This is a genomic window from Candidatus Obscuribacterales bacterium (assembly GCA_036703605.1).
Classification (GTDB): Bacteria; Cyanobacteriota; Cyanobacteriia; order RECH01; family RECH01; genus RECH01.
Genome location: DATNRH010000265.1, coordinates 1 through 9,407 on the forward strand (window position 1 = coordinate 1; position 9,407 = coordinate 9,407).

A 9,407-nucleotide genomic window follows, 5' to 3' on the forward strand; every position below is an offset into this window, starting at 1 on the left:
CCAGCAAGCGATCGCTCAATCAACTCTCGGCAAATTGGCGGTGATTGGCCTAATGCCGGTGGTGGGGTCTTTGATTGGCATTGTGCTGCTGATTGTGATGGTGGTGCAGCGCGTCTTGAAGGGCCCCGAGTCGCTCCTGGCCCAAAACGGTAGCCTGGCCTGGGAAACACCTTGGAACTGGGAAATTATCTGGCAGGTGCTGATCGTAGGATTTTTCCTGGTCGGGCAATTGGCCATTCCCCTACTGCTGAGACTCGTGGGCTTCAGCTTTTCGGCCTTTGGCATCCGCGCCAAGGCCGCCTACACCCTCACCTACTACCTCTCCATGTCCAGCTTGGGCTTGCTGGTGCTCTATCTATCCATTCGCAGCTATTTTCCCCTGCCCAAAAACTGGTTTCGCTTCAGCTTAGGCGATCGCTGGCTAGCCTGGGGCGTAGGTGGCTATTTTGTGGCCCTACCGCTGATGATTGTGGTATCGCTGCTCAATCAACAAATTTGGCAGGGACAAGGGGGCAGTAACCCTCTGCTGCAAATTGTCCTAGAGGAAGGCGATCCCATCTCCCTCAGCATCTTTTTCTTCACGGCCTCCATCGCCGCGCCCGTGTTTGAAGAACTGCTGTTTCGTGGCTTCTTGCTCTCATCCTTAACGCGCTACTTCCCCGTATGGGGAGCCATTGTGGTCAGCGGACTCGTATTTGCGATCGCTCACCTCAGCCTCTCGGAAGTTCTCCCTCTGACGCTGCTCGGCTGTATTTTGGGTGTGGTCTATACGCGATCGCGCAACATGCTCGCCCCCATGGTGCTCCATAGCTTGTGGAACGGAGCCACCATGCTCAGCCTGTATGTTTTAGGCAGCAACTAGTACTCTGAGGACGAAGTAACCCGCCTATGTGCTGAGGCGGGGAACCTTGCATGTCCTAGACTTCCTTTTCGTTTTTCTATCTTGCGGTACTAGGGCACCAGCCCCGATCGCAGCGCTACCACCGCCGCCTGCACCCGATCATCCACCGCCAGCTTGTTCATAATGCCGCGCACGTGGGTTTTCACCGTATTGGGGCTGAGAAAAAGCTGGGCGGCGATCTCTGGGTTGCTATGACCTTCCACCATCAGGGTCAGCACTTCCATTTCCCGCTGCGATAGTTGGCCAATCATGCCACTAGAGGACTGGGCCGGCGGCTTGAGGTGATCCATGACTAAGCGGGCCACTTGGGGATCGAGATAGCTGGCCCCCTCCGTTGCCGCAGCGATCGCTGCCAGCAAACTTTCAACACTGGTACCCTTCACGCAATAGGCATCCGCACCACTCGACAAGGCACTAATCACCTCTGTTTCCGAGGTGTGGGAGGTGAGCATCACCACTCGGGTTGTTGGCAGAGCTGTTTTAATCTGCTGGGTAGCCGCAATGCCGTCGAGGCGGGGCAAGCCAATATCCATAACCACAATATCGGGGGTGAGGGTTTTGGCCAGGGCGATCGCCGTGTAGCCATCCTCTGCCCGTCCTACGACCGTCAACCTAGGCTGACTGGAGAGTGATTGCTCTAGCCCAAGCTGCATCATGGGATCATCTTCGACAATTAAAATCCGGGTTAGGGTCAGGTCTGAATCCGCAGACATCTGGAATACTCCATAACAAGATTGAGGATCGCGAGCCGGCCGTGCTGCATCCCGCAACCTGCGGATACCTGGATCTAAACCGCTGGATCTAGCCAGGAAACAGCCGCCAGAATACAGATTCCCTCGGTCAGCAGCACTTCTCGCTATGCTATAGGATAGTCCTCCTTGTCCACCGTCTAGCAACGATTATTCAACCTACCGTGACCACTGGCTCCACAACCCCCACGCTGGTGAAACATCCCGAGCGGTTAGAAGCGCGTCTCAAAGAGATTCCGCTCACCCCCGGCGTGTATTTCATGCGAGATGCCGCTGACAATATTCTCTATATCGGCAAGTCCAAAAAGCTGCGATCGCGGGTGCGTTCCTATTTCCGCGATCGCCATGACCATAACCCGCGCACGGCCCTGATGGTGATGCAGGTGGTAGAGATTGAGTTCATTGTCACCGATACCGAAGCCGAAGCCCTGGCCCTAGAAGCCAATTTGATTAAGCAGCACCAGCCCCACTTCAATGTGTTGCTCAAAGACGACAAGAAATATCCCTACCTCTGCATCACTTGGGCAGAAGACTATCCCCGCATCTTCATCACCCGCAAGCGGCGATCGGGGCAGGTGAAGGATCGTTACTATGGCCCCTACGTGGATGTCTACGTGCTGCGCAGCACCCTCAGCCTTGTCAAGCGCCTCTTTCCCCTGCGGCAACGCCCCAAGCCGCTGTTCAAAGATCGTCCTTGCCTCAACTATGATATTGGCCGCTGTCCGGGTGTCTGCCAGCACCTGATTACCCCCGAGGATTATCGCAAGATCATCAAAAAGGTGGCGATGATCTTCCAAGGGCGCACCCGTGAACTAGAAGAGTTGCTCACGGAGCACATGGAACGGGCGGCAGACGACCTCAACTTTGAGCAAGCTGCCCGCCTGCGCGACCAAATTCGCGGACTCCAGTCCCTAGGAGCCGACCAAAAGGTGGCGCTGTCGGACGATACGGTCTCTCGGGATGCGATCGCCCTCATGGCCGACGACCACCATGCCTGCATCCAGCTTTTCCAAATCCGGGCCGGTCGGCTGGTGGGCCGGTTGGGCTTCCTCGCCGACGCTCAGTCTGGCAGTCCGGGTGCCATTCTCCAGCGGGTGTTGGAAGACCATTATCAAACCGTAGATGCGGTGGAAATTCCTGCTGAAATCCTCTGCCAGCATGACCTTCCCGACGCTGACATGCTAGCGGAATTTCTCTCCAGCCGACGGGGACGCAAGGTGGCGATCGCCGTTCCCCAGCGCCAGGGCAAAGCCGATTTATTGGACATGGTGGAACGCAACGCCGGCTATGAGCTGGCCCGCACTCAGCGGTTTGCCGATCGCAACCAGCAGGCCCTCCTCGACCTAGCCGACCTGCTCGACCTGCCCGATATCCCCCACCGCATTGAAGGCTACGATATTTCCCATATTCAAGGCTCCGACGCCGTTGCATCCCAAGTCGTCTTTGTAGACGGCCTGCCCGCCAAGCAGCACTACCGCCACTACAAGATCAAATCCGCTCAGGTGCGGGCCGGCCATTCCGACGACTTCGCCAGCATGGCCGAGGTGATCCAGCGCCGCTTCCGCCGCTATGCCCAGTCTCCAGGGGCGATCGCTCCCACGCCCACCCCCTTACCCCATCAATCCAGCGAAAAAGTCAGCAACTTTCCCGACCTGATCATGATCGACGGCGGCAAGGGTCAGCTCTCCGCCGTGGTGAAGGTGCTGCGAGATATGAACCTGCTTGATGAGGTGCGGGTTGTCAGCCTAGCGAAACAGCGGGAAGAAATTTTTCTGCCTGGCGAATCCTTACCGTTGACCACCGAGGCCGAACAGCCTGGCGTGCAGCTTTTACGACGATTGCGCGACGAAGCCCACCGCTTTGCCGTCAGCTTCCATCGCCAAAAACGCAGCGATCGCATGACGCGATCGCGCCTAGATGACATCGCCGGTCTAGGCCACCACCGCCAAAAGCAACTGCTGGCCCACTTTCGCTCCATCGACTACATTCGCCAGGCCAGTCCCGCTCAGATTGGAGAAGTATCGGGCATTGGCCCCAAGCTAGCCCAGCAGATTTACGACTACTTTCATCCACCGCAGCCGGACGATCATCCCGAGCCATCGAGTTCCGAATAGGTCACAGAAAGGCTCTCACGGTGGATCTCACGGTGAACTCACGGTAGCTCTCACTCTGGAGAGTCTTCTTGCTCATCTCCATCAAGGTCTGCGTCATCTTGAGCATCATCAGTCGCCTGAGTCTCCTCTGAGGCAGTCTCGCCAGATTCAGCGCGATCGCTTGACTCTCCCTCGGGCAAAGCAATCTGAGCACAGACCTCTTCATCGTAATTAAAGACCACCGTCACCAGCTCAATCCGGGCTGTATCACTTGGCTCAAACTCGTACTCCATCAGCGTTTCCAACGCCGATCGATTAAAGATTGGATATCCCGAGCTTTGAATCAACCTCGGATCATCGAGCAACTCACCCGCTTCATCCAGCGCCACACCATAGCGGGAAAAAGGCGACGCTTCCAAAGAACAAGCTAACCCAGGAAAGTCCCCCGTGAGTTCCAACTGTCCCAGAGCAAACTCCTCAACGCCCTGCTCCTCCAGCACCGGCCTCCAGCGCTCGACAAAGGTTCCTAAGGCTCCCGAGGCATCTTGAGGCGATGTACCCAGGTCGGAATAGGCTAGCAGTTCCGTGACCGAGAGTTCGTCATTCATGGCGTCTCGCTCAGCCTGGATGGCAGCGATCGCTCCATCATCCTCAACGGCTCCGTCGCCCTCAACGGCCTCATCCTCGGCAACGGCTTCATCCGGTTCAGCAACCTCTTCCACGTCGTTGTCCACATCGTTGTCCACGTCGTTGTCCACGTCGTTGTCCACGTCGTTGGGGTTCGCCGCCATTAAATCGGGCAGGCTGGTCGTCTCGCCGCTATATTGCAGATTATCTTCTAGCTGCTGAGCCAAATCTGGAGGATCGTTCGTAAGCTGAGTCTCTGGAGTCTGGGTTTGGGCAGGCGGCGATTGGGTTGCTGGAGATTGGGGCTGGGGCTGGGGTGGGGTGGTCGATCGCCGCTGAGTTGTCCCAGACGAGTAGGAATTAGATCTCGGCGTCGATGGCACATAGACCGGCGGCGGCGCATAGAGGTAGTCGTCGTAGGGAGAATACCAACTACTCTGGTTACGACTCGTATCACTGTCTAGCTCAAACTCTTGGATACCAGAGTTAAAATCTTGCTCCAACTCCGGCAGATCACCATTAGCACCAGCAGGCGGCAATCTCAACCGTTGAGACTGGCTGAAATCGGGCACCCGACTCATCTCTTCTGGCGTCAGTTCCACCATCGCTACCGACTCTGGCAGGCCCGGCTCATCCGGGGCAGAATTAGCGGGCAGCAAGGGCATCACAAACCAAAGAGCACCATGAAACCCCACCGAAGCGATGGCAGCGATCGCCGTCGGCTGGCGAGATATTTCTATAGCTCTAGACCGTAGCCATTGGGGGAAAGACCGAGTCATAATGCTTCCACACACTCACAGCACTGGATGTTTAGTGAGCCAGCCCCAGTATGGCTAACTCTGATATCACCGACCGATGCACCCGATAAAAAGTTGCCCTTGGCATCCATTCTGCCGAGATCGTCTGCCGAGATCAAAACCCTCAGGCGCTGGTCAATGGACAAACCGAAGACCCGCGCCCCAAACCCCCTCTCCCAGAACGGCAGAGGGACTTTGAAATCGCTCATGGGCATCGCCCCCATCGCGATAGGCCTCTTGGATAACCCATGAATTTATTCCATTGTGCCTTGCAAGATCTTAAACGGCAGAACATTACCTCAATCAATTGAGATCAGTTGAGCGTCAGTCGAGCGATCGCCCCCAGCTCATCTCCATCAATCTTCGTCAGCGGGCACCATTGAATAGGTCTGCGCTAGATCGGGTATGACCGACGGCCCATCCTTGAGGCGATCGCCCAAGGTACTGGTTTGCACATTGCCCATACTCGGCCCCACAATTCCCACAGAGATCAAGACCTTAAAGGCGTCCTCTGTAGACATCGCCAAGGTAATCACATCTTTTTCGGGCACCAGCGCATACCATCCCGTGGTGGGGTTAGGTGTGGTTGGGATAAACACACTCAGCATCGGTTCGGGCAGCTGGGGTTGAATGCCACCGCCGATCGCCCCCGTCACAAAGGCGATCGCCCACATGCCCCGCCGAGGATATTCCACCAACACCACCCGACGAAACTTATCGCTGGAGTCTCGCAAAATGGTTTCTAAGAGTTGCTTGAGGGTTTTGTAGACCGATCCAGCCAGGGGAATGCCCTGCAGGATCCGCTCTCCCACGTCAAGGAGCCAGCGCCCGGCAATATTCCGCGCCATCAAACCAATCAGCAAAATACAGGACAGCGGCACCGCCAAGCCCACCGACAAATTCAGCAGGTTTCCCAAAAATGGGTTGAGATCATTGAACGGATTCACCTGCTTGGGGATTCGAGTCAAAAAATCGAACACCCAACTGGCCACCGTAATCGTCAGCCAAATGGTGGTGGCTAGCGGAATAATGACCAACAAGCCTGCAATTAAATCATTTTTCAAGTCTTGGGTGAAATTCTTGATCACAGGCGGGCCACTCTCCTTTCACGGATCAAACATACAACTGACAAGCTGGCTTCCCCTCCCTGGGGATGATGATCCCAGAAACCTACTTCTCTATTCTCAACCGATTTGCCAAGGAAATACATCCTCATAGTCCCAAATCAACCGAGATCAACGGCTCTAAACCCAAGATTGTGCGCCAATCCGACCAGCCCATGGGGCGATCGCCCTCCATTACGTCCCACTCTTTTTGTATCTTGCATTAAGAAATGTTGCAAGACGACGAGCCATGTCTATCCGTAGAACCCAGATCATAGGCGGAATCCAGGCGATCGACGACCATGGGATTTACGACATGTATGACGTCCAAGGAACTCAAACGTCATTGGGGCCACCCAATCGCGATATTGCAACACCATACCGTTGCGAGGAAGGCGTTAGCATCACGATCATGGGATTGCGATGTATCTGGTTTAACATAATTTGGCATCTCTCCACGCGATCGCCCCCAAGCCTCAGGGAAAATTTTCCTGATTCGTCTGGCATTATCCTAGGTAGAATCAAGATCAGGAAGATTTAGTAACTTAAATCACAGTTAAAAATTGTCAGTTGCCCATCACAGGCAGGAAAAAGCAGGATGGGAGTCTGATAGGATTGAGCTGAACTGCCGAATACAGCACTATAGGACAACTCCAATGCTGACACTGGACGCGAAAAAGCCGTCTCAGGATATTCGCTTAGGGCGAGTCTTAGTGGTTGAAGATGAAGAACTCATCCGAGAAACCATTGCCCTAGCTTTAAACGAAGAAGGGTACGAGGTGCTCACGGCTGAAGATGGGCGCATGGCCATGGAACTCACCTGCCAATTTCGCCGCAGTCAAGACTCGGATGCAGAGCCCGTTGATCTGATCATCTTGGACTTGATGCTGCCATCGGTGAACGGATTAGATCTATGCCGGTTAATTCGCCACGAAGGCAACAGCGTTCCTATTCTGATGCTGAGCGCCAAGGGCAGCGAAACCGATCGAGTGGTGGGCTTAGAAGTGGGTGCGGATGACTATCTCACCAAGCCCTTTGGTATGCGGGAGCTAATTGCTCGCTGTCGGGCATTGTTGCGGCGTCATCGCAACAGCCAACCTCAACTTCAATCCCAAGTTCTCAGCTTCCAAGAGATTACGCTCTATCCCCAAGAATGCCGGGTGACCGTGCGGGGGCATGAGATCAGCCTATCACCCAAAGAATATCGAATTTTGGAACTGTTTATGAGCAATCCGCGCCGGGTTTGGTCGCGGGAGCAGTTGATTGAGCGCGTCTGGGGGCCAGACTTTATGGGCGACAGCAAGACGGTTGATGTCCACATCCGCTGGCTGCGGGAAAAGCTAGAGCTCAATCCTAGCAATCCAGAATATTTACTCACCGTGCGCGGCTTTGGCTATCGGTTTGGCTAAGACGCGATCGCCCAAGAGCATCACCGTCTTATCGATCGCGTCTAGAGGCAGTGGGAGACCATCGCATAAAAAAGTATGATCATAGGATCGGGGACGATCAGTCCCAATAAAACTGTCGATCATGGGAAAACGCATCGACTGATGTCTGATGCGCTAACCCGTTAGACCATCCAGATCAGCAAGGCAAACTGTGGGAATCTTGGAATTTATCTTGGGATTGGTCGTTGGCTTGCTCTGGCTGATCTACCAACGACAGCGCGATCGCGTCAAACTCAAAACCCTACTATCCAATCTGCGCTCAGAGGGGGAGCCCAGTTCCCCCTTTTCGCTAGAGTCTAAACTGTCGCTCGCGATTACCTACCAGCAACAGCAAATCGAGCAACAGGCTCAACAGATTGAGGTCTTTCAGCGCATTCTACACACGGCTCCCATCGGCTACCTGCATGTAGATGATGAAAACCGTCTCGTTTGGGCCAATCCTCAAGCCGAGCAGTTGCTGAATATTCCCGGACAGCAGGGCATTCCACCACGTCTCTTACTAGAGCTGGTACGCTCCTACGATTTAGACGAATTGATTGATCAAACACGCCAGGCCGATCGGTTACAGCAGGCCGATTGGGTGTTCTATCCCGTTTCCTCTGATCTCTACGCTCGATCTCAACCCCAACCTCGGGCCCTGCGCGGCTACGGGATGATGTTATCCAATCGCCATGTGGGTGTGTTCTTAGAAAATCGCCAAGAGGCGGTCATGCTCAAACAGCAACGCGATCGCTGGATTTCTGACGTGGCCCACGAACTCAAAACGCCCTTAACGTCTATCCGCTTGGTTGCCGAGACCCTCCAAGATCGCCTTTCTCCACCCCTCAACGGTTGGGCAGAGCGCTTAGTCAATGAAACTGTTCGCCTGAGTAATCTCGTCCAAGATCTCTTAGATCTCAGCCAGCTAGAGCAGCGATCGCTTCGACAACTGAAGCGCAACCCCACCGACTTAGCTCAACTTTTGCAAACGGCCTGGCTCAATCTTGAACCCTTGGCACGCAAAAAAAAACTTCACCTATCCTACAACGGGCCAGACAACCTCTACGCCAATGTCGATGAAGCCCGCATGTATCGAGTCTTTATCAATCTCTTCGATAACAGCATTAAATACAGTCCTGTCGCCGCAGCGATCGCCGTAGAAGCGCAGTTCAGCAACCAGCCTGATCCCTCCGACGCTACCGGAGGTTTTCTTGATCCAGCTACCCCCGTGGATAGCCGGCTGTCATCTCCTTCAAGCCTTAGTTCCCAAACCAGCTCTACCGACATGGATGCACCGGGATCCCATATCATCATCGATTTTATTGATGCCGGAGAAGGTTTTCCCAACGACACCATTGAGCATGTCTTCGATCGCTTCTACCGTGCTGATCCCTCGCGATCGCGGCAGAGCTATCTCACCTTTTCATCCTCAAAGCCCGATACGCTAGAAAGCGATACCCTAGAGGGCGATCGCCCGCCAGTCTCCCCGATCCCTCACTGCAGCGGTAGCGGCTTAGGGCTGTCCATCGTCCAACAAATCGTAACGGCCCATGGCGGCAAGATCACCGCCAACAACCATCCTGAAACCCATGGAGCTTGGCTGCGACTGACCCTACCGATTGACCCTACCGATTGACCCAAGTTCTTGAGCCTACTCGCCCCTCGCAGATCTGAATCTCCACCTCAGATCCCAAGACTTTCGTAAAAAAG

The 9,407-nt window shown here is 54.8% G+C and carries 8 protein-coding genes; 5 read left to right on the plus strand and 3 right to left on the minus strand.

The features are described from left to right. Positions 1 to 862, plus strand: an 862-nt coding sequence (locus V6D20_05415; protein ID HEY9815229.1) for a type II CAAX endopeptidase family protein, incomplete at its 5' end; no start/stop codon positions are given. A gap of 89 nt (positions 863 to 951) precedes the next feature. Here V6D20_05415 and V6D20_05420 read toward each other — a convergent pair. After that, positions 952 to 1,614, minus strand: coding sequence for a response regulator transcription factor (locus V6D20_05420; protein HEY9815230.1), 663 nt, complete (start codon positions 1,612 to 1,614; stop codon positions 952 to 954). 200 nt (positions 1,615 to 1,814) lie between these two features. Between V6D20_05420 and uvrC the strand changes: the two genes are divergently transcribed. After that, positions 1,815 to 3,764 (plus strand): excinuclease ABC subunit UvrC, encoded by a 1,950-nt coding sequence (gene uvrC, locus V6D20_05425; protein HEY9815231.1) that lies wholly within the window; start codon positions 1,815 to 1,817, stop codon positions 3,762 to 3,764. Between the two features lie 50 nt (positions 3,765 to 3,814). Here the strand turns inward: uvrC and V6D20_05430 are convergent, their stop codons facing one another. Both V6D20_05430 and V6D20_05435 read right to left on the minus strand, forming a co-directional pair. Next, the gene (locus tag V6D20_05430; GenBank protein HEY9815232.1) at positions 3,815 to 5,149 is read right to left on the minus strand and encodes a hypothetical protein; all 1,335 of its coding nucleotides are present in this window, start codon (positions 5,147 to 5,149) and stop codon (positions 3,815 to 3,817) included. A 374-nt stretch (positions 5,150 to 5,523) separates the two neighbouring features. Continuing rightward, entirely contained in the window at positions 5,524 to 6,255 is a 732-nt protein-coding gene (locus V6D20_05435) for a DUF502 domain-containing protein (GenBank protein ID HEY9815233.1), read from the minus strand. Positions 6,256 to 6,320: 65 nt separating this feature from the next. Between V6D20_05435 and V6D20_05440 the strand changes: the two genes are divergently transcribed. The 3 genes from V6D20_05440 (at position 6,321) to V6D20_05450 (ending at position 9,333) form a co-directional block, all read left to right on the plus strand. Then, complete coding sequence (locus V6D20_05440) at positions 6,321 to 6,497, plus strand: hypothetical protein (GenBank protein HEY9815234.1); 177 nt, start codon at positions 6,321 to 6,323, stop codon at positions 6,495 to 6,497. A 429-nt stretch (positions 6,498 to 6,926) separates the two neighbouring features. Beyond that, positions 6,927 to 7,679 carry a response regulator transcription factor gene (locus V6D20_05445; GenBank protein HEY9815235.1) on the plus strand — a complete coding sequence of 251 codons (753 nt, stop codon included), beginning with the start codon at positions 6,927 to 6,929 and terminating at the stop codon, positions 7,677 to 7,679. A gap of 190 nt (positions 7,680 to 7,869) precedes the next feature. Further along, entirely contained in the window at positions 7,870 to 9,333 is a 1,464-nt protein-coding gene (locus tag V6D20_05450; protein ID HEY9815236.1) for a PAS domain-containing sensor histidine kinase, read from the plus strand. Positions 9,334 to 9,407 lie beyond the last annotated feature (74 nt).